The organism is Trichocoleus sp. DQ-A2, from assembly GCF_039961915.1.
Lineage (GTDB): Bacteria > Cyanobacteriota > Cyanobacteriia > Cyanobacteriales > FACHB-T130 > FACHB-T130.
Genome location: NZ_JAMPKD010000012.1, coordinates 43,459 through 69,061 on the forward strand (window position 1 = coordinate 43,459; position 25,603 = coordinate 69,061).

Consider the following 25,603-nt stretch of genomic DNA (forward strand, 5'->3'; position numbering starts at 1 on the left):
TATCCGCCAAAGGAGTAGGAATGGAAGTTTCTCCCAACACAGCCCGGATAATTGATTATTGGCTTGGCGGTTCTCATTACTTCCCAATTGATGTGGAAGCAGCCAAAGTTTGTGCCGGAGTATATCCTGATTTCCCAACCGTTTTTCGCAAGTTACGAGACTACATTGGTCAGGTATCCCGCTATATCGAATCTCAGGGAATTAACCAAGTTATTGTTTTTGGTTCCGGATTACCAACTTGTGGGAATGTGCATGAAGTTGTACCGCAAGCAAAGGTTCTTTATACCGATATCGATCGAGCAAATATCAAACTGGGTCAAGAGATTTTAGCCGAGAACTCGAACGCTGGCTACACCTTCTGCGATGCGACAAACCTGGATACCCTGGAGCAATCGGTTGTTGCACAAGTGCTAGGGTCAATTCGGCGTTTAGGTATGGTTTTTGTCGGTGTTGCAGCCTTTATCCCTGATGAAATTATGACCCAGATGCTCGATCAACTTTATGATTGGGCACCGGCGGGTAGTTTCTTGGCGCTGGATTTTGATGGTGAAGCGGGGATCGTGTATCCGGAAATGCTAGAACTATTGGACTCGATGGGGGCGCATGTTTATATGCGTAATCCCGAAACGATCCGAGCGCTGCTGGGACGCTGGCAATTAACTGAGCATGGTATCCTGCCAGTTGAGGCGTGGCAGGCTGACTTATCGGCAAAACCAATTGAGGCTAGCGAGCCAGTTTTTATGTATGGCTGCGTAGTTTATAAATAAAATTGGTCGGTGGAGCACTCCTGCAATGTTATTAAAACATTGATTTAGCAATCAAAAACCTAACCCCCCAGTCCTCTTCCCTGCAAGGAAAAGGGGAAAATTACTGCCTTCCTATAGCAGGAAAGAGATTCTCCCTAGGATTACTGAATCAGCGTTGTAGATACAGGGCGATCGCGCATCGCTATCCGCTGGCAACAAATTTGTCTAAAAATGCTTCAAAGACTTTCGTTGATATTCAAGCCTTTTAATGGTTAAAACTCTCAAATTCTTAACAAATCCTGCCGTTACTTCCGTTCTTTTTGTGTCTCTGTTGGGTTTATCAACGCCCAGTACTGCCGCTTTTTCTGACATTCAAAGCCATTGGGCGAAAGATTGCATTACTCAGTTAGCCCAAAGAAAGTTAGTGACGGGCTACCCGGATGGCAGCTTTCGCCCAGAAGCAACGGTGACACGCGCTGAGGCGGCGGTGCTGATGTTGAATGCCTTCCCGAATGCGCCAGTAAAGCGTAGCAGCACAGCTTTTAGAGATGTGCCTGCTAGTCACTGGGCGAATAAAGCGATCGCAACCGCTTATCAAAAAGGCTTTTTTTCGGGTTATCCAGGCGGGATTTTTCAACCGAGTCAAGCCATTCCCAGAGTGCAAGCAATCGGCGTTATAGCAGGTGCGGCAAATTATCCCATCCCGGAAAATGTCAGTCAGACGCTGGGGCAGTATTTTAACGATGCGGCACAGATTCCCAGTTATGCCCAAAATGCGATCGCTTCCGCCGCCGTGGGCACCCTTGTCGTCAATTATCCCAACGTCAAACAACTCAACCCCAATCGCAGCGCCACCAGAGGCGAAGTGGCAGCGTCGATGTGTCGGGCGTTAAACATTTATACGATTCCGCCGCAGTATATAGCCGGGGTGGAAGTGCAACCGATGGAGGTGCGGGCTTTACCGGGAAAACTGGATGCAGTTCCCACCTTTAACAGCAACAGTCCCGAACTCGTGACAACTGAAGGCATTCTGCTGTCTACCTTCCCCCCGGCAGGCAAACAGGTGCCGGAAGCGCATTTAAATTTCCCCTTCCAGGGACGATTTGATTTATTTTCTCACCACATCGCCAGGGCAGAAAATTCCTCGCAAACGCGCACCCTGTACCAAGGCGTGATTTTGCACAATCCCGGCGATCAACCTGCCACTGTCGAAGTGCTGCAAGCAGCAAGTTACCTTTCCACTCCCGATGCGCCGTTTATTTCCTTGCCAGATATTCAAGATAATCCTAACGGCACCGTCTACTCTGGCCCTGGCAGTCGGACGATGAACGATGTGCTGCGAGGAATTAGGCAGGAGAAATTCTCCCAAAAGGTGACAATTCCACCGGGACAAAGCCAAATGCTGATGAATCAGCCAATTCCGGTGAAGGCTCCTTCATCCAATGGTCGCTCCACAATGATGCGGTTGTCGAGCGATCGCCCAATTTATGTTGCCAATTTAGCCATGAATGCCCCCCGCAATGGCAATGGCAGTGAGAGGACACCCACCTTGGCTGAATGGCAAAAGCTGCTGAATACAGGCGGTTTGGCGGGGAAGCGCGATCCAATTCCCACACCGTTAGATCCTCCCAGAGAACCTACAGTTTTTAGCCGCGTGGCGGGTGTGTCCCAAGGGGCACAATGGCAAGCACAAATGACCGATGGTTCTAATTCCTCAGATTTAACGATTCCTCAGCCGGGGAAAGCGTTTTCTTATGTATTAGGCACTCTGCATCTCATTACCCTCGGCACAAAGCAAATTCAAAGCGCCCCGATGCTAGTTCGCTATCCCGATACGGCGTATTTTGCCCACAGCAACTATGGGGTGGAATACAATCTCACTTTGCCGCTAAAAAACTCTACTAATCAAACCCAAACTGTTACTGTATCCGTGCAAACACCCCTGAAAGATGAGGGAGGAACCGATAGACTTTTGTTCTTAAATCCTCTCACTAAGCAAGTGTTTTTTCGAGGCACAGTCAGGTTGCGTTACAACGATGATAATGGAGTGGAAAAGACGCGCTACATGCATCTGGTACAGCGACGCGGACAAGCGGGAGAACCATTGGTAACGCTAAAGATGCCGCCAGGTGACAAAAGACTTGTACAGGTAGATTTTCTCTATCCTCCAGATTCCACACCGCCGCAGGTTCTCACCATCAGCACAAATGGGTAACTCACAATGAATTTAAAAACAGAAACAACAATTGAAGCTTTATACCGCATACCGGAGAATGGCAAAGCGGAAATTGTAAATGGAGAATTGGTACTGATGGCGGCGACAGGGTTTCTGCCAGGACGTGCAGGAGGTGAAATATATGTTAGCCTGCGCGATTACGAACGCAGCACCAAAAGTGGTTATGCTTTGCCTGATAATGTTGGCTTTATTGTCAATCTTCCAAACCGCCGCTCTTTCAGCCCTGATGCTGCATTCTACATCGGCAACCCTAGCGGCGGAAAGTTCTTAGAAGGGGCACCCGTTTTTGCTGCTGAAGTGAGAAGCGAGAATGATTACGGTGAGGCAGCAGAAGCGGAAATGGCAGCCAAGCGTCGGGATTACTTTGCGGTGGGTACGCTGGTGGTATGGGATGTAGATGTACTCAAGGCGGAAGTTGTCAAGGTGTATCGTGCTAGCAATCCCTCAAAGCCGCAAGTTTACCGTCGTGGTGAGGTGGCTGAAGCTGAACCCGCGGTGCCGGGATGGTTGATGGCAGTAGACGATTTGTTTGTTTAGACGCCCACTTTTAATAACACTCAATCAAGCTATTTTTACAGCTAAAAATCTATGACTACAACAGGTGTAGGCTTGTGGTCTGTAGATGAGTACCACCGTATGATCGAGGCAGAAATTCTGACAACTGACGAGCAAGTGGAACTCCTAGAAGGACAGATTCTAGAAATGAGTCCTCAACAACCTCCCCATGCTGCTGCAACGCAACGGGCGTTCAACTATCTCAACAGTCTACTGACAAATCAAGCGTTCCTGCGGATGCAGTTACCGATTACGCTGCGCCCCAACTCAGAACCCGAACCCAATATTGCTGTTGTTCGTATCGATCCCCGCATCTTGAGCGTCACCCTACACCCGATGATATCTTCCTGTTAGTTGAAGTGGCAGACTCTACTCTAAATAGAGATTGCCAGATGAAAGCACGCACTTATGCCAAAGCTGGGATTGCTGATTACTGGGTTCTGGATGTGAACACGCGACGAGTTTACGTTTTCCGCGAACCGGGAAAAGCAAATTATCAACAAGAAACTATTTTAGATGGAGATGCCATCTTTTCCCCTCTTGCCTTTCCAGAGATTGAAGTTCCAGTGAATCAACTGTTTCCCTAATCTGAGGATCGCTCTGTATCTGCATCGGTTCGGCAGATAATATAAAGAAAGTTCATTGTGCAAAGTCTTATTTTCTAATCAGACTATGACTCAAAAGCCTAAAGGATTTGACCCAGCGCCTCGTCAGCCCAAGAAAAAAGAAAAAGTGGATTTGCCTCAAGAAACCGAATTCAAAAAACCGAAAGGTTTTCTTGAGCTTGGGGCAACAATTTTTAGGCTTGGCAAGGAGTTGGTTAGCTTGGGAAAAATATATCTAGAGCAAGGATTGAAACGTTCCCAAGGCAAAAAATGAACATCTTAATTTAGAAGATGAACAGAGCGATCGCTATTTCAATTCGTTATGAGTATTTAAGCAAAAAATATTAACACAATGGGTGCAAATAGAATCAGAATTGCGAAAGATAAAGCTGATTTGGTGCAAGCCTTAGTCGCATCTGATAGCACAACTGGCCCTTTCCAAACCTACGCTGATGCGATCGCGTTTGCAGCAGCCTTGGGGGCGAAGCGGAAAAAGCGATCGCCTTTAGGGGAAATCTCCAAAAGGGAACCGGGTGCGATCGCGCTAGAGGTTTTTGTATCTAGAGGAACCGACCGGGTAATCCAGTTATTAGCGATCGCTGAAACTAAAGACATAAAAATTCTCTCCCCGACTGATGAAAATTCTGAAGAGCAACGTATCCGGATTTTTGAAGAATATGCCAACGGAGGGTTAGAGATTATACAAGATGAGTTGCGGGGAACAGTAGACTATACAGCCACCCTTTTATTAATCCTTAGTTCTGAACGTAATAAGGAAGAACCAGTAGAAGGGGAATTCGATCTCAGCAGGTTTCTCACTTAAGTTAGCTTTTATTATTACGTCCGACAAGTTTATCTAGCTAATTTACATGAATCATTAAATTTTTTCTCTCCCTCGTGTACTTAGCGAGCATTAACGCGCATAGCTAAGCGCATCCGTGCCGCTACGCAAACGCTAACGTGGTTCGTCGGGAAAATCTTTTACACATCCAACGATACACAAAATAATTTAATCAAGCCAGGAAATGATTGCGATTAAATTTTGCCGAATTTTGAGGTTAGTCACTCAAATTTTGGCTTACGCCTACTCAGGATTTATCGTCTTGTATTTCCTGCTGAGACTAATATTTTGGGATAGTTTCTGGCTTGTTGGCTTTGTTAGCACCTTTATCCCTTTTATTTTTTTACCGATATTAATTTTACCACTATTGGCATTTTCAACTATAAAAAAACGATGGTTCTCAATTATTTCATCGATTGCTTGCATCTTTCTGGTCAGTTGGTTGCATCTGAAATACTTTTCTCCTCACGCTTTACGATCAAACAGTTCCCAGCCTAATATCAGAATTTTATCCTTAAACAGCAGTTGGCATAAAACCAGTTCCCAAAATTTAGTTAAATTAATTCAACAACAACAACCCGATATCATTTGTTTACAAGAAATTGTTCGCAGACATACTGAAAAAGCCTTTCCTCGCTTACAGACATCCTACCCCTACCAAATTTATGCCCAAAGCGTGGCAATCCTCAGCAAATATCCAATTTTATTCTCCGAAAATTTACACCTAGCGGGTCATCAAGAAATTCAGCAACGAGCGATTATCCAAATTAACCAGCAAGACGTAGTTGTTTATAACATTCAAGTTATCTCTCCCTGGATTCGTCCTCAGAAAATTTTGCCTTTCCTCACTGTCCCGATTTATGATTACACAAAACGCTCGGCAGAAATTCAGGAGTTAGTGCAGCGGCTTCAGAAAGAAACCAAGCCATTTATTGTTGCTGGTGATTTTAATATGACAGACCAGTCGCAAGACTATCATTATTTAAGAACAGTTATGCAAGATTGCTTCCAAACATCAGGGTTAGGTTTTGGCTTTACTTGGCCTCATGGCTGGGAACTAAGCTTCCTGATTAAAAACTCAACTTCAAAATTAAATTATCCTCTCTTCAGAATTGACTATATTGGGTATTCAAAACATTGGGGTTCTCACTCTAGCAAAGTTTTACTGACAACAGGTTCAGATCACTTACCCGTAGAAGCAGAACTCATTTATCTCAAATCTGGTTGAGTCATAAAATCACTATTAGTCTGTCAAGACAATTTTGATAGTTTGTTCCAGGCGCAATTAATCGCGTCTGGAACTTAGGAACTCATTCAGTTACACGAAAGCCGTATCTAGAAGGCAAAGCTCAAGATAAGATTGGCGGTAATCCTACCTGCCTTGGCTCTACAAACTTGCCATTAAATCCCATTGCTTTATCTTCTATTGTTCTTCCTTCAGCTACCGCGCGGCGAATTTCTGCACGTTCCATGTCATCATCAACACCATCTAGCAAGTAAACAATTAATCTAGCGGCTAAGTCTTTTCCGGCAACTGAAACCCGCTTTTTATTCGGGTCATACAAAACGCCATACCAAAGAGAATCAGGAGACTCCATGCCGCTGAAGCCATCATCCGCATCGTATTTCTGAAGCTTTTCAAAAATAGTTTTGAGTGAAAAACCCTTTTTAAAAACCAAAATTCCTAAAGCTTGAGCTAAGGCAACTTGCCCAACTGGACGGAAAAGTATATTTCCTTCCCCCCCACCTTTCTCAAAATTGAAGCGGCGCATTTCCGGGGTTTCTGCGCCATTTTCTAGCCTTTGAAAACTGAGCAGAGTGGTTAAATAGTCGAAAAGTTGCTTAAATTCCTCAATTCCCTCCTCTAGTTCTCCATCATCAGGGCGCATCGGAATTAGACCCTTTTTGCCCACAGGTTTCCACTTGGGGAATTTGTATTCTAAGTAGCGTTCAGACATTTCTTTGAGCGCTTGCAGGGTAGTTAAAACGGTTGACTTAGCAGCAACTGTTGCACTATCCCAATTGACACGAGGATTGCGCCCGTCAACATCTTTTAGTAGAGGATGGGTGACAGCAACTTTTCTGGCAACAATTGAAAATGCATCATCTTCATCTAGCTGTGCCATCTGACCTTTACTTAAAGGTACAGCCATGAGATTGACATGGACAAAGATGGATCTTACTCGTCGTCGTGCCTGTTCCCGCGTCTCCCCAGTAACGACGGCTGAAATAAATTCAATGCCTATCTTTTCTTTGGCTAAGTTTTGCAAATAAGCCGGGTCTATCTGATAGTTCTGTCTGAGATCGTCAATTGTAATAACAGCACCTGAAGGCTTTTTATCTTTTTTATATCGTGGGAGTTTTCCCGTTTGAAGCAACTCCATTAAACCCTGCACTCCCATCAGCCGATGTTGACCATCCAAGGCAAAAATCGTGACATCTGGGGAAACGTTCAATAACCCTACTTTGCCGTCTTTATCGAGTGCCATAAAATCAGCAGCGGATTTAATCGCCCGTCCGTCTGCATCCCATTCGGCAGCATTCGGATTATCTACCCAAGGTTGATTGACAACGACTAATACTGGGGGGAATTTGTGGGTGGTTCGGGCTGCTAAATACTGGGTTAAGGGCGCTTGACGCGACCAATCTAGGGGGCGTTGCTGAATTTCTTCTATACTCTCGGCGTCGATTTCCACATTGTCTTTCTCTGGGTCGAATTTTTGCCGGAAAAGTGGTAGGCGAGAGGCGAAGCGAACGCGACTGGCAAACCACTCCAGGGTTGCCGAACCGATATAAGCTTCGGTGCCGCCCATTTCTATTTTTTGAACTAAAAATTGGTCGTTCCGCGCCAGATATCTATCTAAAAGGAGGGCGATCGCCTGTTTTTCTTGGTTTTCCCGTTCCAAAATCTGGGTGGCAAGGTCAGTTGTAGGGTTGCTGGGGCTGTTCATAGGCAGATTTAGCGGGGAATTCAATTAATTTTTAAAAACTATCAGTCAAAAGTTGTTGTGTCAAATCTAGTTTTTAAAAACTTTATGTATACTGAGATCGTGTCCAAAACTAAATAAGGCTGGGTATTTATGCTTACCCCCTCCTTTGAGTACGTTTTGCCTGTGATTCGGGGAATTCAGGCAGGGCGAGAATACTACGTTTCGATGTGTCCGGTGCGATTTATCCCGAAGCTGTTCCCCTTGGACGATGGGGAAATGCCGCCGGAAATGAGGACAACGCGATCGCTCAACCGCACCCGCGTGCCAGAAATTGCCCGATATATTTTGAACAATCCGACTAACTACATTTTCTCGGCAATTACGGCATCGATTGACGCGGATATCACTTTTGAACCGATTGGAACAGAGACAGAAGCGCGGAAGATTGGACGCTTGAAAGTGCCAATGGATGCGCGGTTTGCCATCCATGACGGGCAACACCGACGGGCGGCGTTGGAAATGGCGCTGAAGGAAAATCCCGAACTGGGGTATGAAACGATCGCGGTTATCTTCTTTTTAGATATTGGTCTAAAGCGATCGCAGCAGATGTTTATTGATTTAAACCGCTATACAGTCGATGCCGATCCATCGCTAAACATTCTTTACGATCATCGGGACGCGAAAACAAACTGGGTGCGGTCAGTTGTCAAGCAAGTCCAGGTTTTTAGAAACCTCACAGATACGGAACGCAGTACGCTGCCTACTCGCTCCGGCAAGCTATTTACTCTCAACAGCATCTATAATGCTACTCTTGCCCTGCTAACGGATCGCCAGGAGACTGAACAGCAGATTGAACGAGCAGCCCGTTACTGGAATGCAGTTAGTCGCTATATCCCAGCTTGGGAGCAAGTTCTACACGGGAAGGTCAGCGCAGGCGAAATCCGGCGGGATTACGTGCATAGTCACGCGATCGCGATCGCTAGTTTAGGCGCTATTGGAGCAACTTTGCTGTCGCTTTACCCGGAAAACTGGGACTCACATTTAGAAGGTTTGCAACAAATCGACTGGTCGCGCTCTAATCCTGATTGGGAAGGGATAATTATGTCTAGTGGTGGGATTTCTAAATCCCGCACCAGTGTCAGTCAGATGAGTGCTTATATTAAAAAGCACCTGAATTTGTCGCTGACACCGGAAGAGGAACGGTTAGAGAATGCCCGTTTAATAAGGAGGGAGAAATGAGTACAGGAAAACAGCAAGAATTTAAATACAAAGCAGTTCGTATTCGACAAACTAACTCTGGTGATTGGCTGGTACTTTTTGCTGCTTCTGCAATAGAGATAGATACGTGGGCAGGAGTACCTCAAAAAAAGAAAATTGGAACTCAAGAAACTACAGGTTTCCAGCGAGAAGAGAATAAGAAACGTATTAACGAAATTACTGATTTTTATCGAAATGAAAAGAATATAATCCAAAATCCTTTACTTTGTGCATTGCGCCAACCCGATCAGGCAAATGTGAACTTTGAACCGAGTGAAGATGAAAATGGTTCTAGTGATGCTATTCAACATGGATTTTTAACACTAATTACGGAATCCCTAGAAGAACTCAGTTTGCTAGAACTCCTAAAAAGAGTAAAAACAAATTTAGAGCGCCGGGTTTCCGGACTTGTTGAGAACCAAGTTCCCGATAGCTTCATCAGAGAGCTAAAGCAGCGTGCGGAAATTAAAGATAGTGTTCAGGAAAATCTCATTGAATCATCAGATGAGCAGGAAATAGCTGACAATTCAGTTAACAACGAGGAGATAGAAGTAGTAGTTAGTGATGAATCTCATATTGAAGATTTCTGGAAAGAGGTTGCAGCTTATATTTCTGTTCTAGAGGAAATAAATGACAACTTTAAAGGAGATAAGTTTCTTGACTATTCTAAAAATGCACTAATTTCGTTTCTGCGCCCAATAGTTGTTGTTGATGGACAACACAGATTGCGTGCAGCTATTTCATCAGCTAAAGAATTGGTGAGAGAAGATCGTTACAAAGATTACATAGAGCAAGCCATCCTTCATGAGGGAATTGATCCAGGAGAAGCTCAACGAAAGATTGAAACTGAAGCGGCTCGCAAGCTTCCAATTTCACTTCTCATGAATACTGATCCAGCCGAGCAAGTCTTTCAGTTTGTCGTTGTGAATCAGAAAGCGACTCCTATCAAACCTGCACTTCTCGGAACCATTGTATCTACTAGCCTTTCTAATGAAGAACTAGAGAGAGTAGCAGAGCGACTTGAAAATGCTGGTATTAAGCTAGAAGAATCACGAGCTGTGACATTCCTTGCAAGACATCCAGACAGTCCTTTCTACAATTTAGTTGAAAGAGGAATGACCTCTGATACCAAAGACCGTCTTAAATGGAATGTTCTTGCATCTATAGTCTCAATATTTCGTGATTTGAAAGGAGGTAAACTTTTTCATGAAACTGTCGATTATGCCGATAAGTGGAAACGTGATTACTTAGCTGAATCAAAAATTGTATCGGGAGTTGAAGAAGCTACTGAATACTGGCAGGAACTCGATGGTCCTTGGCGAGATGTGTTTATTAAATTTTGGAGTACAGTCCGTGACAAACTAGCAGACAAGGATAACGATCAAGCAAATAATTACTGGGGTAATCCTAAGATATCGAATATTTTTAATAAAACATCTCTAACAATTCTTGCAGCAGATTTCTTTCAATATCTCTGTGGACGTGGTAAAGGAATAGATAGTGTACAGGAGGTTCCTTCACTTGTTGACGACTGGTTAAAAGGTGTAAATAAAGACTACTTCCATGGAGATTGGAAATTGCACGGAGTAAAAAAAGATATGCCTGGTATTCGTAAAAGATGGTCAACAGAGTGGGTTCAGTATAGAAAAGACCCACAGAAACTACCTAAAGAAAGCCAGTATCGGATTCCCTTAAACTAACTAGCTTATTATGATTCATGGAATTTGCAGAAATTTATTCTTTCTTTAACACTACGGCAGATAAGCTGGAAGCTTGCTGGGACATACGGATTCTAAGTAATATTGCTAATCAGAGAGTTCCTGACTTTATTCTGAGTGGTCGGGGTTCTCTACTTAGAGCAGACATACACATACTTTGGACACAATGGTTCATTGAATCAATCTGTGATCCAGAAAAATTTGCTGACTCTACTCAGAGCTATGGTCATATATTGGTAGCTGTTCAAAAAACAGTCCCTATCATTTTTTCTGGAGTTTCTGAGGAGGAGCGTAAAACGCTTACAAAGTATATTTCAAGATTGATAGATAAAGAAGTCCAGCGCAGAAGCCCGAGAAAGCGCAGTTTTATTAGTTTAGAGGATAAAAAGCTTTTATGGGATATTTATGGACCAGAACCCCGTTGTTGGATTTGTGGATATGAATTTACAAAGTGGGCTGAAAATAAGTTCTTAGGATATGGGAGCGATACAGAACCACCGCAACATCACTTTATTGATTATATGACCTTACATGGTTTGTCTCAACGTGATATTTCCGTTGAAGTTGATCATGCTATACCTTTTTCAAAAGGTGGCAAAGAGGAAGATAACCTTCGTCTAGCTTGTGGATGGTGCAACTCTCATAAAAGCGATCGAATATCTATATATGACGTTGCAATCAAGCCGCGTATAGTGGAGCATCCAAAACTTGGAAAACAAAGCGTACCTCATCCATTTTGGATTGTTCGACTTCTGTCTGTGCGTAGACGCTGTGAGTTCGAGGATGGCTGCGATAAGACCGTAGATAATGCTCAACTGACAGTAGTTCATAAGCACCCTGAAGGCGCTATGAATCCAACAAATTTGCGTGTTATATGCTCGGAACACGATCCTATAGGCTCCACCCGTCTAGTAAGTAGGAAAGTTGCGGAACAAATGCGTCAATAGAGAGAGACAAATGACTACAAAACAACAATCAGACAAAAAACACGATAGAAGTACAGTTGCGGATCTAGTTGAAGATATTCAATCTTTAACTACTGAAATTCAAGAACTTTACTGCTCGGATGAGATTCCTTGGGTAATTGGATACTCTGGGGGGAAAGATAGTACAGCAGTCGTACAGCTAATTTGGAATGCAGTCTCTGCTCTCCCACCAGAGAAACGCACTAAGACAATTCATGTTATTACAACAGATACGCTGGTAGAGAATCCTATAGTTTCTGCTTGGGTGAGCAATTCTCTAAAACAGATGAAGATTGCTGCTCAAGAACAAGGAATGCCAATAGAACCTCACTTGCTCTATCCAGATACTAAAGAAAGTTTCTGGGTGTGCTTAATAGGGAAGGGATATCCTGCACCTCGAATGCGATTTCGTTGGTGTACAGAGCGCTTAAAAATACAGCCTGCTAACCGCTTCATTCGTGACATGGTTCGTGCCAGTGGTGAGGTAATTCTTGTCTTAGGTATGCGTAAAGCTGAAAGCAACAAACGCGCTACAGTCATGGCGAAACATGAAAAGGGACGAGTTCGCGATCGTCTGAGTCCTAGATCAAGTTTAGTTAATGCTCTTGCATATACCCCTATTGAAGACTGGCACAATGATGAAGTGTGGATATATCTTAATCAGTGCCAAAACCCTTGGGGATATAGCAATAAAGACTTATTTTCGATGTATCGAGGTGCAACAGCAGATAACGAATGTCCTCTAGTTGTGGATACTTCTACCCCTAGCTGTGGTGATTCTCGGTTTGGTTGCTGGGTTTGCACCTTAGTTAATCAAGATAAATCGATGGAGGCCATGATCCAGAATGATGAAGAGAAAGAGTGGTTACAGCCTCTTTTAGATATCCGCCGTGAATTAGATATTCAAAATGACCGTGATAAGAGAGACTTTCGCCGGATCTATGGCAAAGTCGAGCTTTTTGAACGCAATGTTGATGGTGGAATCTCAGTTGAACCAATTCATGGACCCTATACAAAATACTGGCGAGAACATTGGTTAAGGCGAGTCTTAGAAGCACAAACTCAAATTCGTCGTACTGCACCGCCTGAGATGCGCGACATCACCCTAATTACCCAGGATGAATTAAGCGAAATTCGTCGAACTTGGTTAGAAGAAAAACACGAATTTGATGACAGCTTGCCGCGTATTTATGAAGAAGTCACAGGTGAACCCTTTCAAGACACTCGTCCTGGTGCCGAGAGGAAACTTTTAGGCAGTGACGAGTGGGAAGTGCTACAAGAAATCTGCAATGATGAAATGCACCTAGAACTGATGGCGAAGCTGCTAGATACAGAACGCCAGCATCATGCCAAAACTCGGCGCGGAGTCTATGAAAAGCTAGATAAATGCTTTGAAAGCAGTTCTCGATCGAAAGAGGATGCAATTCAAAATGCCCACGATAAGCGCGACTTAAAAAATGCTGTTGTAGAAGAAGATATTGACAAAGTGAAACAGCTAACTTGGGCAAGCATGAAATTTTCATCTCCAAAAGCAGATGACGCTAATGAATAAGTGCTGTTTATTCCCGATTACCCATTAGCTGTTACCGATTACCTATTCTCAATAAGCTGTGATATTTCTCGAACTCGTCCTGCAAAATTTCGGCCCTTATCTAGGGCGACAAGTCATCAACCTCCGCCCCGAAACTGATGAAAATACTCGCCCGATTATCTTAATTGGCGGCATGAATGGCGGCGGTAAAACGACCCTGATGGACGCCATTCGCCTTGCCCTATACGGTTCTCGCGCCCAATGTTCTACACGCGGCAACTTAAGCTATAACGACTTTCTTACCCAGTCAGTCAACCGCAACACCCCACCCACAGAAAAAGCCCGAATTGAATTAGCTTTCGAGGTCATTCAAGACGACAAACCAACTATTTTAAGAGTTGTCCGATATTGGGAAAAGGAACCCAAAGACGGAAAAGATACTCTCGGTATTCTAGTAGATGAAGAATGGCCCGATAAAGCCCTTGCCAACACCTGGGACGAATACATCGAGAACCTGCTACCGCTGGGAATTTCTAATTTATTTTTGTTTGACGGCGAACAGGTAAAAGAACTTGCCGAATTAGATACCCCACCCCCTTTAGTTGTAGGGGCAATTCAATCGCTATTAGGCTTAGAACTCTCAGAACGTCTATCCGCCGATTTAGATGTCCTCGTTAGCCGTAAGCGCAAAGAAATTGCTAGCGCTAAAGAACTCGCTACCTTAGAAGAAATTGAACAAAGACTTAATGTACAAAAAGATGAATTAGAAGCTGCAACCCTAGAAGTAGGTTCTCTGCGAAATAACTTAGATAGGGCTGAAGAAAAGCAGCGTGAAGCCTCTGAAAAATTTCTCTACGAAGGGGGGAAAATTGCGAGCGATCGCAACCGTCTAGAAAAACAAAAAGACCATTTCACAACCCAAGCAGAAAAGGCGCGGGAAGCGCTGCGAGACTTAGCTGCTGGTAGCTTTCCTCTCACCTTAATTTCTCCCCTGCTTGAACAAGCTAAATGCCAAGCAGAAAAGGAAAGCCGTCAACAACAGAAAAAAATCGCACGAGATGTTTTGATAGAACGAGACTATCGCCTCTTAAATTATATTTCAGAATTGTCATTAGTTTCCGAGCAACTTGACAAAATTAAATTCTTCCTAGACCAAGAAAATCAACAACTTGAGAAAGAAATTGCCGCCAATGAAAGTCCCTGGTTATTAGCAGAATTAGAAGAAATCAAGGAACTGGATAATTTCTTAAGTTTTGGCATCAATACTGCTAAATTTAGAGCCAAAGAAAAACTAGAAGAACTAGAAAACCTAGAAATTGAGATAGATGCTCTCGATAGACAGATAGCCGCTGCTGCTTCCCCAGAAGCCTATCAACAACTACAAGATGCTGTTAGAGAAACAAATAATGCAGTCGCGAAAGCTCAAGTTGCTCATGAAATGGCTACCCGCCGTTGTGAAGAATTAAATAGAGCGATCGCTAAAACCAAAAAAGAATTAGCAGAGTATAGCGAAGACAATATCAAGCTAAAGAATAATCAGCATATTATCGCCTCTGTCGCCAAAGTCCAAGCGACTCTAAAGCTATTTCGGGAAAAATTAACCCTGAAAAAACTCAACAAATTAGAAATAGAAGTAACCGAGTGTTTCCGCTATCTGCTGCACAAATCCGACTTAGTGCATCGCGTAGCCATTGACACTCAAACCTTCAGCCTTTCTATCTACGATCCGCAAGGACAACCCGTACCAAAACATCGCCTCTCAGCCGGAGAAAAACAATTACTTGCGATCGCTTTCTTATGGGGATTAGCACGAGTCGCCGGACACCACTTACCTGTAGCAATCGACACACCGCTGGGGCGACTAGATTCTTCTCACCGACAGAATTTAGTTGAGCGATATTTTCCCTCTGCGAGTCATCAGGTGATTCTATTATCCACCGATACTGAGGTTGGCAAAACTGAAGCCGAAAGGTTGCGAGAACTGGATGCGATCGCTCACGAGTATCTGCTGAAGTATGACACAAGCGATCGGCAGACAACCGTAGTACCCGGTTATTTCTGGTGATATATTTCTGGTGATATAGAAATTTAGGAATACTATAGCGGTTCTCACTTTTAGGCGCTACAATTTTGACCTCTCTCCAAACCTCTCTCCTGGGAGGAGAGAGGCTTTGAATTATTTCCCCTCCTCGCTTGCGGGGAGGGGCAGGGGTGGGGTTAAACTGTACTGCATCTAAACGAGAAGCGCTATATATATATTGAGCCGAAGCATCACATATCCATTAACTCGTAGTTTCTCTGTAAATCCAGTAATTTAACTCTAGCTTCGCCCGAATTATCCGCTAAGTCAGCAAACTCTACAAATCGCCGCAATTCCTTTCTTAACAAATTGCGTTCTACTTCCAAAGTTTCCCGATCTAGCTCTGGTGGCACTACAATCATGTCAAATAAAGTGGCGCGTTGCTTACCTGGGTGTGGGCGCAAAATTCGTCCTCGACGCTGAATAAATTGGCGCGGATTGCTGCTACTGGCTAAAATTACAGCATTCTGAATTGCTGGAATATCGACACCCTCATCTAGACAGCGAATCGCTACCAAACCTTGTAAATCTCCCGTCTCAAATTGACGCCGCAAATTTTCTCTTTCTGATAATGGAGTTTGGGCAGTGTAGGTGTTGATTCGGTATCCCAATCCATCTCCCAAAATTTTAGCAACGGCTTTCAATTGGCGCGTGCTTTCTACAGAACCATCTCCGCAATAAAATAAAGTGTGCGTCGTGTCCAAGCGTTTACTCATTAACTCGCGCAAAGCAGTTAACTTGTTGGTAGCAGCGCCAATTAATCTCGCCCGTTGCATCAACAATGGCTTGAGTTCTTCACGGTCTTCCCAATTGCCTTTGCTAGAACCGTTCTGGCGTTCTTGAAACAACAGCGCCCTACCAATCCTAGCGGTTAATTTTACATAAGCACGGGCTTCTGTTTCTGTGAGTTTTACCAGGATAGGGTAGTACAAATAATGCACCAACGCACCCTGTTGAATCGCATCTTTCAGCGTGAACTCCGGCTCTAAAACTCTACCAAAATAATCAAATAAAGATTGCGTACCTTCATCATCAAAATATCGTTCTGGTGTTGCTGACAGCGCTAGTCTTAATCCCACTCTCGAAGGCAGACTCTTCTCCAACTGCCTTGCACCGAGATTATGCGCTTCATCTCCTACAATTAGCGTTTTGTCTGGAAAATATTTAAGTTGAGATTGCAATCCTTCACTCATCAAGGTGGCATTTGTTGTAATGAGTGTGAGAAACCGTTGATTGCCAGAACGCAGATTGTAGAGTTGCGTTGATAGCTGACTCTGCCAGTTGCGTACATTCTCAAAAGCTAAAACTGGCTGTAGTCCAAATTTCTCGCATTCTCGCGCCCACTGTGTCACCAGATGTCGATAGGGACACACGACTACCAATACTTGCAAGGCAATTTGTTGATAAAGTGAGGTAGCGATCGCTAGCGCCGTAATCGTCTTCCCACTCCCCGTCGCCATCTTCAGCGTTCCTCTGCCTTGATTGGCAAACCAGCTAGCAACCGCTTCCTGCTGATACTGCCGCAGTTGTAAAGATGCTGGTATTCTGGGGCATCCTAGGAGTATTTCATGCCCTTCTGAGGGATGCAGATGGTAGGTTCCCTTAGAAGCAGCAACTGCTAAAAGTCTGTTAATCGGTTGCAGGTCATACTCTACTGGCGAAGCGACAGGATAGGATTGCTTTTTTGCCTGACTTTCGACTTGATAAACACCATTTGACGACAACTTCACGCGCCAGTACCCCTGCCATTCAAGCTGTTGATTTATTTTATGGGTTTAGGGGAGTAATTGGGTGCGATCGCTATTTATCTAACCAGCTAATTTAAGGATTCACTACACTCAAATAGCTGCAAACTTAACTTAAAAATCAATTTACCTAGGCGCACAGATTCCCATTCTTCAAGTATATGTCAATACGTAGAAAAAATCAAGTGATATTTGATACAGTCTACACTTAATTCCTACGCCAAAAAAAAGCACCCACTTCAAATCAAAAGTGAGTGCTTTCCACAAGTCAACCAGGAAAAAGTCTTTCTTTCACTAATTGCCTTTTGCTTGAATCAATAAGCATCCTGCAACTCGTAGAAATCAGGCGACACATAATCCTTCCGCAACGGATAGCCCACCCAATCTTCCGGCATCAAAAGCCGCTTCAGGTTCGGGTGTCCTTCATAGACGATGCCATACATATCAAAAGCTTCCCGCTCTTGCCAGTCTGCCGTCTTCCAAATCCAATACACCGAAGGAACTCTAGCGTCATCTCGCGGCAAAAACACCTTCAGCCGCAGTTCCTCTGGTCTGTCAGCATTGTCGCTCACCTGGATTAGATGATAGAAGCTGACCAAATGCTCTCCTGGCCCCGCATCATAGCCACCTTGACACTGGAGGTAGTTAAATCCGTAAGCGTAGAGAGCTGTAGCAATCGGAATCAAGAAGTCCCGGTCAACTTTGATGATCTCAACATCACTGCGATCGCGTTCTAGTTCCTGATGCTCAAAACCGTTTTCCTTCAACCAAAGGGAAACCTTACCCGCTTCCACAATTTGGGATTCTGCTTGGGGTTCCCCTGAAGATTCTGCTGGAGATTCTGCTTCAGCCACGACGTTCCTCCTGTTTTTCTGCCGTCAACAGTGCTGGTGCTACAGGCATACCCGTCGCTGCCGCCAGCTCTTGCGGCGGAGTTTGGCGAGTTGCCAACTGTAAATACTTGCCATCGTGGATGGTTTCTACAGCTTGCATCTTGTGAGTGGTGCTGTAATAGCGATGGATTTGCTGAAACTGATCCCGCTCTTGGATAGAATCGTTCCCGATTTTCTTCCGCAGTTTAATGATCGCATCCATGATCGCTTCCGGACGTGGGGGACATCCAGGCAAATAGACATCGACAGGAATCAGCTTATCCACACCCCGCACCGCAGTCGGGGAATCAGCGCTGAACATCCCGCCAGTAATCGTGCAGGCTCCCATTGCAATCACGTACTTGGGATCTGGCATCTGCTCATAAAGGCGCACCAGAGCCGGTGCCATCTTCATGTTAATCGTGCCAGCAGTAATAATTAAATCTGCTTGCCGAGGGCTAGAACGGGGAACTAGACCAAATCTGTCAAAGTCAAATCGGGAGCCAATCATCGCCGCCACTTCAATGAAGCAGCAGGCGGTTCCAAACAACAGAGGCCACAGGCTGGAAAGCCGCGACCAGTTGTAAAGGTCGTCAACCGTTGTCAGGATGACATTTTCAGAAAGTTCTTGAGTAACAGAAGGTCGCTCAATCGGGTTAAGGATCTTCTCTTTCTGCTGCGCCTCAAAGGCAGCAATATCACTGTTACCGTTAGATTTCATGACCATTCCAAGGCTCCTTTGCGCCACGCATAAACAAGAGCAACTACAAGAATTGCAATAAAGACCAAAGCTTCAATAAACGCCAGTACACCTAGACGATTGAAGGCAACGGCCCACGGATACAGGAAAACAGTTTCAACATCAAAAATGACGAAAACCAGCGCAAACATGTAATAGCGGATGTTGAACTGAATCCAGGCTCCCCCAATCGGTTCCATGCCAGATTCGTAAGTGGTGCGCCGCTCTGGACTACTACCACTGGGCCGCAGGAGCTTGGAGGCAGTCAGCGCCAAAATCGGCACCAGACTGGAAGCTAGCAAGAAGCCTAAAAAATACTCATACCCACTGAGGACAAACACGATCTTGTACTACCACTCAGATGAAAGGACGGCTGTTATTACTTCTTCACATTTATACATTATAAAGCGCCTGCCTCTGCCAAAGTTGCTAGTGGCGGGGCAGTGAACGTCGATCATCGATACTGTTTTCTGATTGACCCGTTCAGCTTTTCTAGTCAAGGCTCCTACTGAAGCGGACAACGTTACTGCTAGCGAGGGATGACAGCGAAGTCCTCTCCTCAAGGCAGAGGCAAGCTAAACAATATTAAGAAAATCCCCTACTTATGGCATAATTTTTAACATACATTTTAAGATTGGCTTCTCAATTTCATCTTGAGCCATGAGCAATCAAGCCGTCGATGCCCAACCACTAGATCGCTATGAATGTCGCGCCTGTGGCTACATTTATGAGCCGACTAAAGGTGATAGTAAGAGTAACGTTCCCTCAGGGACATCCTTTGAAGAATTGCCAATAGATTGGCGCTGTCCAATTTGTGGGGTGCGAAAAACACAGTTTCAAAACATTGGCGTTGTAGGCTCCCCCTCTGGATTCAAGGAAAATCTGAGCTATGGTCTAGGCGTTAACCGTTTAACCCCAGGACAGAAGAATCTTCTCATTTTTGGGGCATTAGCCTTGGGCTTCTTGTTCTTTATCAGTCTCTATGGTTTGCAATAAAACCAGCCTCAGCTTGCAAAAGCTGAAGCGAATCCCCGCCGCATTCGCTGGATTAACACTCGTATAGTAGAAGATTTGCACGCACCAGTTCTGGATAGTATGAATTTATTTGTGAGAAAGCTGAAACAAATTGCAATATTGTTGGCAGTTGTCCTCTTTTGCGCCAGTTGCAGTCAAGTTCCTTCGGTGAGCAACAGCCCCTGGCACGCCATTTCTCTACCAACACAGGCAAACTTACAGGATCTCGCTTTTACGGGCGACCCCAATCATGGCTGGGTTGTGGGGAGTGACTCCACACTGTTGGAGACAACGGATGGCGGCAAGACTTGGGAGTCTAGAAACCTGGAACTGGGAGATCGGCAATACCGCTTTACTGGCGTGAGTTTTGCCGATCAAGAAGGCTGGATTACAGGCGAACCCTCTATCTTGCTCCACACCACAGATGGGGGAAAATCTTGGACTCGCATCGCGCTGAGTAACAAGTTACCGGGGGCACCCAATAAAATTGTGGCACTCGGTCCGAACTCCGCTGAGATGAGCACCAACGTTGGGGCAATTTATCGCACTCAAGACGCAGGACAGACTTGGAGAGCGATGGTGCAAGAAGCGGTGGGCGTTGTCCGCAATATGTCTCGCTCTCCCGATGGCAAATATGTTGCCGTGTCTGCCAAAGGTAACTTCTACTCCACTTGGGAGCCTGGTCTAGATGCCTGGGTTCCCCATAATCGGAATAGCTCCCGAAGAGTGGAGAATATGGGGTTTGCACAAGATGGTCGGCTGTGGATGCTGGCGCGGGGCGGTCAGCTACAATTTAGCAATCCGGAAAAGACAGACGAGTGGGAAGAAGCACAATACCCTGAGGTATCCACCAGTTGGGGTTTACTCGATTTGGCATACCGGACACCTGAGGAAGTTTGGGTAACAGGCGGCAGTGGAAATTTGCTGCGGAGTCTGGATGGCGGCAAAACTTGGGAAAAAGCTCGCGAGATAGAGGATATCCCTTCCAATCTTTACAGGATTATGTTTCTAACACCCCAGCAAGGATTTATCATAGGTCAGCGAGGTGTTTTGTTGAAATACGAAGGTTCGTCGCAAGCGGCTTGAAGAGGAAAGCAAGATTGTTGTCATACAACTAATGCTTTGCTTGTGACTCTCTACCGAGTTTCGTATCATAATTAAGTTAGCTTTTAATTGTTGTCAGAGGAGGAATCTGAATGGCTGGTACAACTGGAGAGCGTCCATTTTCGGACATTATTACAAGCGTTCGTTACTGGGTAATTCACAGCATCACCATCCCTGCATTATTTATTGCAGGCTGGCTATTTGTTAGCACAGGTCTTGCATACGATGCCTTTGGGACACCCCGCCCCAACGAGTATTACACCCAAACTCGGCAGGAAGTGCCGATTGTTCAAGATCGCTTTGAATCCAAGCAACAAATCGAGGATTTTATAAAATAAGCGGGCAGTCTCTAGACATCGCTGGGTGTGAAAATAAAAGCACCTATTTGTGTTAGGATTGCCGGGGTAATTTTGGCTGGATTTGATGCAAAAAAGGGATTAAAAGTACCGCATCAATTCGGCTCTAAAGAGCGAACGGGAATCCAGTTTGATACATCGGTAGTGAAGTACCGTAGGTATACGGAAGTGTTTGGAAAAAGAATCACCTCTAGCTGGTTGGAGGAGACTTCAAAGGGTCAGTAGGCTCAATATAGGTTTACGAAGCCCTTTTTGCAGGAAAAGCCTTCCCGTTACGGTACGAAAAGCCCCATTTCTATCAAAAGAATTGGGGGTGTCAACAAGTAAGTCGTTTAAAAGAGGTGGCAAAACATGACTACTAATACGCCCAATCAGCCAGTTTCATATCCCATTTTTACCGTTAGATGGCTAGCGGTTCATACGCTGGCTGTCCCAACAATCTTTTTCTTGGGCGCGATCGCTTCTATGCAATTTATTCAACGATAGGAGAAACCTAATCATGCCAGAACGGAGTCCAAATCCCAATAATCAACCAGTTGAGTTAAACCGTACTTCTCTTTACTTGGGCTTGCTACTGGTTTTTGTCCTTGGTATCCTGTTTTCCAGTTATTTCTTTAACTAACTGGGCTTGACTGCATCATTTTTAAGTTTAATTAGGAGGGAAAAGCTGTGTCTGGAAGTGGAAGAATCCCGTTGTGGATTGTAGCTACCGTCGCTGGTCTGGGCGCGATCGCTGTGCTAGGTGTTTTCTTCTATGGTGCCTACGCTGGTCTAGGCTCCTCTTTGTAGAGAAAAGCTGGGTAATCAACTAGATTTGAGAGAACTCTCATCAAATCATCAAAAAAAACCGCCTCTCTGACTAGAACAGGCGGTTTTTTCCATTGCCCAACTAATGCCCAGCTAAAGTTAAATTCCCGTTGGATCTTCGTGTTCAATGTAAAGAAACAAGAAGGCCATTGCGACAGCCGGGAAGATCAAGCCAGTTAGAGGCACTAGGATTGAGGGTAAGAATGAAGCTCCCATCTTTAAATTTCCTATTTTAATGAAACAGCTTTCGTAATTGAATTTACAGTGAATTGGTAGCCAAAAACCGAATCATAAAAATTTTTAACAAGCGCCTAATCCGCAAACTCATCTAGCGACCAGTTGGGCAAATCTGGGGGAATAACTATACGGTCAACGGTTACTTTATGGCTCTCTCGTTGGGTATAAGTATCAACCGTGACAGCTTCAAAACGGATTTCCACGCTCCCAAATGGCACAGTTAGTTGAGTCGTTGCCTCTAGGGATTCTAAACCAGTAGGGATAAAATCGACTAGCCACCGCGGGCCATCCAGCAGCGATCGCGTTTGGCGGTCATGCACCCACAGCTTGACATAGAGCCGGGGGGACTCAGATCGCAACGTCAGGCGGACAGCCAGCGGTTGTCCGGCAATCAGTTCGCCTTCGGGTAAAACTAGCTCAGGCTCTGGCACGGGTTCCTCGTCCAGCGACGATGGCTGCGGTTCTGGGGGAACCCCCCGCCCCGCATTGGCAAAACGCGATCGCCCTGGTTGTACCCCCCTAGAGGAAGCTTCTCGCGAGCCATACCCGCCTCGCCCACTGGTGCTGGGAGGGAGTTCAGAAGGATCATCGTCTACCACAATTTCTCGCTCTGTCCAGTTAACCGCAGACTCTGCCATCGATAAAACGTTCTTAGCCATCTCAACTGGGTTCTGCGGAGTTGCTGGCAGTTGACCAGAGGCGGCTCCCACCTCTTGGGAATTGTTCGTTGCATCGCTGGCAATACCGCCATCTTCACCCAATTCTTCCTCCAACTCTGGGAGGGGAGGTTGTTGGTCAAGCAATAGTGCTACAAGTTCCCAGTCTGTCGGCATTGGTGGCAAACGGTCATCCGTTTCCCCCTGCGGCTCGGCGGCAGTTGCTTCGGTGCCATCCGCAACGTCACCATCCGCAACGTCACCATCCGCAACGTCAGTATCTTCGCTGCCCTCGGTCAGGTCTGCTGAAGGCTCTGCTTCCTCGGTAGATTCCTCCTCCGTCGCCAGTACCTCTTCCGGTTGCAGCCATGCTGAAGATTCCTCATCTGTTGCCAGGTCGTTCAACCGCGACAAAAAACGATCTTGCAGCTTCAGGGTCGCAAAAGCCGTATCTAAGGGCGATGCTTGGGAGTCAGCAGAGGGATGCGCTTCTCTTTGTTCGGCGGAGTGTTCAGCGGAGTGTTGTGCCCCCTCGATATCAGAAGCATCTTCAACACCTACGTCCTGCTGACTATGCAAATCTGTATCGGCATCAGCGCTGGCATCTGTTCCATCGGGTTCCTCTGGACGCTGCCAAGTCTGAGCTAAGTGATTCAATAAATTATCAAATAACTGCTCTACATCAGGCGCAGCCCCCTCAGGAGGGGCGGCATCAACAGGTTGGGGAGGATTTAGTGCAGAAGATAAATCTTCCTCTTTCGCAGCGGATGTGTCGCCATTCTCGATGCGCTCGGTTGCAGGCATCGCATCAGAAATCACCGGAAGTTTAAGCGATCGATTAACTGGATTGGCAGGATCGGGTCGATAAAGTTGCGGGGGAAGGGATACCACCGGCGGAGGTTCAGAAGTCACTGATGTATTGCGATCGCCCAAAGCGAGAATGTCCTCAGGCTCATCGCTATCGGTTGCCTCCCCGTTCCCTGTTGCCTCAGTATCGGAAGCAATTGCTGGAAGTTCCGGGGGTTTAAGCGCTGCAATGGCAGGATCGGATTTAGCAATCTGCTCCGGTAGGGGTTTATTAGGTAAAGGTTCTAAGTGCAGCGGCGGAGTATCTTTTGCCGTTTCCACCAGATCGAGGAAAGATGAATCGATCGGGGGTGTCTCTCCTAAAAGGGAATCTAACGGCGGGTTCAATAAATTTGCGTGCTGTTTATCGTGAGCGATCGCATCGAGCAAGTCTTCCAAATCGGCGGTCACGGTAAATGAGTGAGTCACTAAGACTGTCTGAGCCTCATCGATTAACGTGACTTCTCCTAAAATCAAACGGGTTTGGCAATTTTCGGGCAGCTCTAAATTACAGCTAAAAGAAAAACTCGGCACCTGTTCGGGTATCAGCTGCTGGACATCTACCAAGATTTGTGAGTTTTGCGGATCGCGCATTTCAATTCGCAGTACGTCTGGCGGCAAAAGATGCAAATCCCTAAAACTGTCTAGGATCTCTACTTGTCCGCTGAAGGCAATCAGCTCTCCTCGACGCACGACCAGCGTCTCCCGATCGAGGGTCAGTCGGATCGGTGCTTCATCAATTTCAGGTGGCTCAGTTTCTGCTGAGTAACTTCTTCCGGCGGCAGCAAAGGAAAGCTCCGACGAGTTACTGACAGGGGGAGACGTTAAGGAATCGCGGGAAAACTCACTCTGCGGGATAGCTCCACGAGCCGTAGATGTCGGCTCAAACGCTTGCCAGACGGGATCGACGACTTCCTGTAAGATTTCGTCCACCATTTGTAGCGAGTGTTCTACGAGGCGGCTGACGGGCACTGCCGCCTTTGGAGGGGTGCGGTTGAGTGCCGTCTCCCATCTTTGTGACTCCGATGCCCCGAAAGAGAGGAATAATTCATTGACTGCTTCATCATCGTCTTCTTCCCACCCAGCATTAGTCATCGCCTCTGTCACTGATTCGTCCTCTGGGGAAGGAGGCACTGGATTCGGAAGGTCAACGTCGGCGGTGAGCGTTTCAGTGGTTGTCGGGGCAGGGTTAACGGGGCGGTCAGCGGCAGAACCTGCGGATGATTCTTGGACGGTTTCGGTGGCGACACCTACCTGGGCACTCCAAACGGGTCGCATGTGTCCAACTAAATCGACATCTGCATCTGCCGGGGTGGTTGGAAAAACCTGGAATTGAATTGCCTGCTGCCAAGTGTTGCCGAGGAAATCTGACATGATATCGCCAGAGCAACGCAACTCCCAGCGCCCCGACTTGAGATAGGTGAAGGGAATGACCACCATCAAGCCTTCGGCGTTGGTGCGGCGCGATCGCTTCTGAAACCGCCGCTTGGGGGGAACTTCCTCAGTGCTGTCATAGGTGATGCGAATTTCCACCTCGGTGTTGGGACGGCTGGAGTGAGCAACCACCCGATACCGACCTTCTTGGATTTCCACACTTGGCGTCTCTAGGGAGAGCCAGGAAGAATCACCCTCTTGTTGTATTAGAAATTGCCAGTATTCCATAGGAGGCAAGCAGCAAGCATAAAGGATGAAGTATAAAGGATGAAGTTATTAGAGGCGCGGCTGAAAGACAGTGTGACGTATTATTACACGCCAAACTTCAC

27 protein-coding genes are annotated in these 25,603 nt (G+C 45.8%); 19 read left to right on the forward strand and 8 right to left on the reverse strand.

Translation table 11 applies throughout. From position 1 onward, the window contains the following. Positions 1-20: 20 nt before the first annotated feature. From NC997_RS13740 to NC997_RS13770, 7 genes are all read left to right on the forward strand, one after another. Positions 21-767 carry an SAM-dependent methyltransferase gene (locus NC997_RS13740; RefSeq protein ID WP_190529791.1) on the forward strand — a complete coding sequence of 249 codons (747 nt, stop codon included), beginning with the start codon at positions 21-23 and terminating at the stop codon, positions 765-767. 247 nt (positions 768-1,014) lie between these two features. Next, complete coding sequence (locus tag NC997_RS13745; protein ID WP_190529793.1) at positions 1,015-2,961, forward strand: DUF3370 family protein; 1,947 nt, start codon at positions 1,015-1,017, stop codon at positions 2,959-2,961. A 6-nt stretch (positions 2,962-2,967) separates the two neighbouring features. After that, entirely contained in the window at positions 2,968-3,519 is a 552-nt protein-coding gene (locus tag NC997_RS13750) for a Uma2 family endonuclease (protein ID WP_190529795.1), read from the forward strand. Between the two features lie 51 nt (positions 3,520-3,570). Continuing rightward, positions 3,571-3,891 (forward strand): Uma2 family endonuclease, encoded by a 321-nt coding sequence (locus NC997_RS13755; protein ID WP_277881824.1) that lies wholly within the window; start codon positions 3,571-3,573, stop codon positions 3,889-3,891. A 5-nt stretch (positions 3,892-3,896) separates the two neighbouring features. Further along, complete coding sequence (locus tag NC997_RS13760) at positions 3,897-4,124, forward strand: Uma2 family endonuclease (RefSeq protein WP_347276160.1); 228 nt, start codon at positions 3,897-3,899, stop codon at positions 4,122-4,124. Positions 4,125-4,209: 85 nt separating this feature from the next. After that, positions 4,210-4,416: a hypothetical protein gene (locus tag NC997_RS13765; RefSeq protein ID WP_348257791.1), complete on the forward strand. Its 207-nt coding sequence runs from the start codon at positions 4,210-4,212 to the stop codon at positions 4,414-4,416. A 78-nt stretch (positions 4,417-4,494) separates the two neighbouring features. Beyond that, complete coding sequence (locus NC997_RS13770) at positions 4,495-4,965, forward strand: DNA phosphorothioation-associated protein 4 (protein WP_190529799.1); 471 nt, start codon at positions 4,495-4,497, stop codon at positions 4,963-4,965. A gap of 261 nt (positions 4,966-5,226) precedes the next feature. On the opposite strand, the gene NC997_RS13775 is transcribed toward NC997_RS13770, so the two are convergent. Further along, entirely contained in the window at positions 5,227-5,409 is a 183-nt protein-coding gene (locus NC997_RS13775) for a hypothetical protein (RefSeq protein WP_348257792.1), read from the reverse strand. Positions 5,410-5,425: 16 nt separating this feature from the next. Here NC997_RS13775 and NC997_RS13780 point away from each other — a divergent pair, with 16 nt between their 5' ends. Continuing rightward, positions 5,426-6,211, forward strand: coding sequence for an endonuclease/exonuclease/phosphatase family protein (locus NC997_RS13780; protein ID WP_348257793.1), 786 nt, complete (start codon positions 5,426-5,428; stop codon positions 6,209-6,211). 121 nt (positions 6,212-6,332) lie between these two features. Here NC997_RS13780 and NC997_RS13785 read toward each other — a convergent pair whose 3' ends face one another. Further along, positions 6,333-7,934 (reverse strand): DGQHR domain-containing protein, encoded by a 1,602-nt coding sequence (locus NC997_RS13785; protein ID WP_190529803.1) that lies wholly within the window; start codon positions 7,932-7,934, stop codon positions 6,333-6,335. A gap of 129 nt (positions 7,935-8,063) precedes the next feature. On the opposite strand from NC997_RS13785, the gene dndB reads away from it, so the two are divergent. Genes dndB through dndD form a run of 5 tightly spaced genes read left to right on the forward strand, consistent with a single transcriptional unit; the run spans position 8,064 to position 15,449 of the window. Then, complete coding sequence (gene dndB, locus NC997_RS13790; RefSeq protein ID WP_190529805.1) at positions 8,064-9,152, forward strand: DNA sulfur modification protein DndB; 1,089 nt, start codon at positions 8,064-8,066, stop codon at positions 9,150-9,152. After that, on the forward strand, positions 9,149-10,870 hold the full coding sequence (locus NC997_RS13795) for a hypothetical protein (protein WP_190529807.1): 1,722 nt from the start codon (positions 9,149-9,151) through the stop codon (positions 10,868-10,870). Before dndB ends, NC997_RS13795 begins: the two co-directional genes overlap by 4 nt. Positions 10,871-10,887: 17 nt before the next feature. Next, positions 10,888-11,835, forward strand: a complete 948-nt coding sequence (locus NC997_RS13800) for an HNH endonuclease signature motif containing protein (protein ID WP_199306291.1) — start codon at positions 10,888-10,890, stop codon at positions 11,833-11,835. Between the two features lie 10 nt (positions 11,836-11,845). Then, positions 11,846-13,405, forward strand: a complete 1,560-nt coding sequence (gene dndC, locus NC997_RS13805) for a DNA phosphorothioation system sulfurtransferase DndC (RefSeq protein ID WP_190529809.1) — start codon at positions 11,846-11,848, stop codon at positions 13,403-13,405. 58 nt (positions 13,406-13,463) lie between these two features. Next, on the forward strand, positions 13,464-15,449 hold the full coding sequence (dndD, locus tag NC997_RS13810) for a DNA sulfur modification protein DndD (protein WP_190529811.1): 1,986 nt from the start codon (positions 13,464-13,466) through the stop codon (positions 15,447-15,449). A gap of 206 nt (positions 15,450-15,655) precedes the next feature. Here the strand turns inward: dndD and NC997_RS13815 are convergent, their stop codons facing one another. From NC997_RS13815 to ndhC, 4 genes are all read right to left on the reverse strand, one after another. After that, positions 15,656-17,053, reverse strand: a complete 1,398-nt coding sequence (locus NC997_RS13815) for a DNA phosphorothioation system restriction enzyme (protein ID WP_199306296.1) — start codon at positions 17,051-17,053, stop codon at positions 15,656-15,658. Between the two features lie 470 nt (positions 17,054-17,523). After that, entirely contained in the window at positions 17,524-18,063 is a 540-nt protein-coding gene (locus NC997_RS13820; RefSeq protein WP_190529815.1) for an NAD(P)H-quinone oxidoreductase subunit J, read from the reverse strand. Further along, positions 18,056-18,802: an NADH dehydrogenase subunit K gene (locus tag NC997_RS13825; RefSeq protein WP_206753379.1), complete on the reverse strand. Its 747-nt coding sequence runs from the start codon at positions 18,800-18,802 to the stop codon at positions 18,056-18,058. Before NC997_RS13825 ends, NC997_RS13820 begins: the two co-directional genes overlap by 8 nt. After that, positions 18,799-19,161 (reverse strand): photosynthetic/respiratory NAD(P)H-quinone oxidoreductase subunit C, encoded by a 363-nt coding sequence (ndhC, locus tag NC997_RS13830; protein ID WP_190411000.1) that lies wholly within the window; start codon positions 19,159-19,161, stop codon positions 18,799-18,801. The genes NC997_RS13825 and ndhC overlap by 4 nt, the downstream gene beginning before the upstream one ends. Before the next feature lie 319 nt (positions 19,162-19,480). Here ndhC and NC997_RS13835 point away from each other — a divergent pair, with 319 nt between their 5' ends. The 6 genes from NC997_RS13835 (at position 19,481) to NC997_RS13860 (ending at position 22,083) form a co-directional block, all read left to right on the forward strand. After that, positions 19,481-19,816, forward strand: coding sequence for a rubredoxin (locus tag NC997_RS13835; RefSeq protein ID WP_190410999.1), 336 nt, complete (start codon positions 19,481-19,483; stop codon positions 19,814-19,816). Between the two features lie 99 nt (positions 19,817-19,915). Continuing rightward, positions 19,916-20,920, forward strand: a complete 1,005-nt coding sequence (locus NC997_RS13840; protein WP_190529851.1) for a photosynthesis system II assembly factor Ycf48 — start codon at positions 19,916-19,918, stop codon at positions 20,918-20,920. 110 nt (positions 20,921-21,030) lie between these two features. Then, the gene (psbE, locus tag NC997_RS13845) at positions 21,031-21,276 is read left to right on the forward strand and encodes a cytochrome b559 subunit alpha (protein ID WP_190410997.1); all 246 of its coding nucleotides are present in this window, start codon (positions 21,031-21,033) and stop codon (positions 21,274-21,276) included. 369 nt (positions 21,277-21,645) lie between these two features. After that, positions 21,646-21,780, forward strand: a complete 135-nt coding sequence (psbF, locus tag NC997_RS13850) for a cytochrome b559 subunit beta (protein ID WP_190410996.1) — start codon at positions 21,646-21,648, stop codon at positions 21,778-21,780. Between the two features lie 13 nt (positions 21,781-21,793). Next, positions 21,794-21,916, forward strand: a complete 123-nt coding sequence (locus tag NC997_RS13855) for a photosystem II reaction center protein L (RefSeq protein WP_190410995.1) — start codon at positions 21,794-21,796, stop codon at positions 21,914-21,916. A 47-nt stretch (positions 21,917-21,963) separates the two neighbouring features. Then, positions 21,964-22,083: a photosystem II reaction center protein J gene (locus NC997_RS13860; RefSeq protein ID WP_190410994.1), complete on the forward strand. Its 120-nt coding sequence runs from the start codon at positions 21,964-21,966 to the stop codon at positions 22,081-22,083. A 117-nt stretch (positions 22,084-22,200) separates the two neighbouring features. Here the strand turns inward: NC997_RS13860 and psaI are convergent, their stop codons facing one another. Beyond that, entirely contained in the window at positions 22,201-22,317 is a 117-nt protein-coding gene (gene psaI / locus NC997_RS13865; RefSeq protein WP_190410993.1) for a photosystem I reaction center subunit VIII, read from the reverse strand. 95 nt (positions 22,318-22,412) lie between these two features. Further along, a complete protein-coding gene (locus tag NC997_RS13870; protein WP_199306292.1) occupies positions 22,413-25,502 on the reverse strand; it encodes a hypothetical protein in 3,090 nt (1,029 codons plus the stop codon). Between the last annotated feature and the right edge of the window lie 101 nt (positions 25,503-25,603).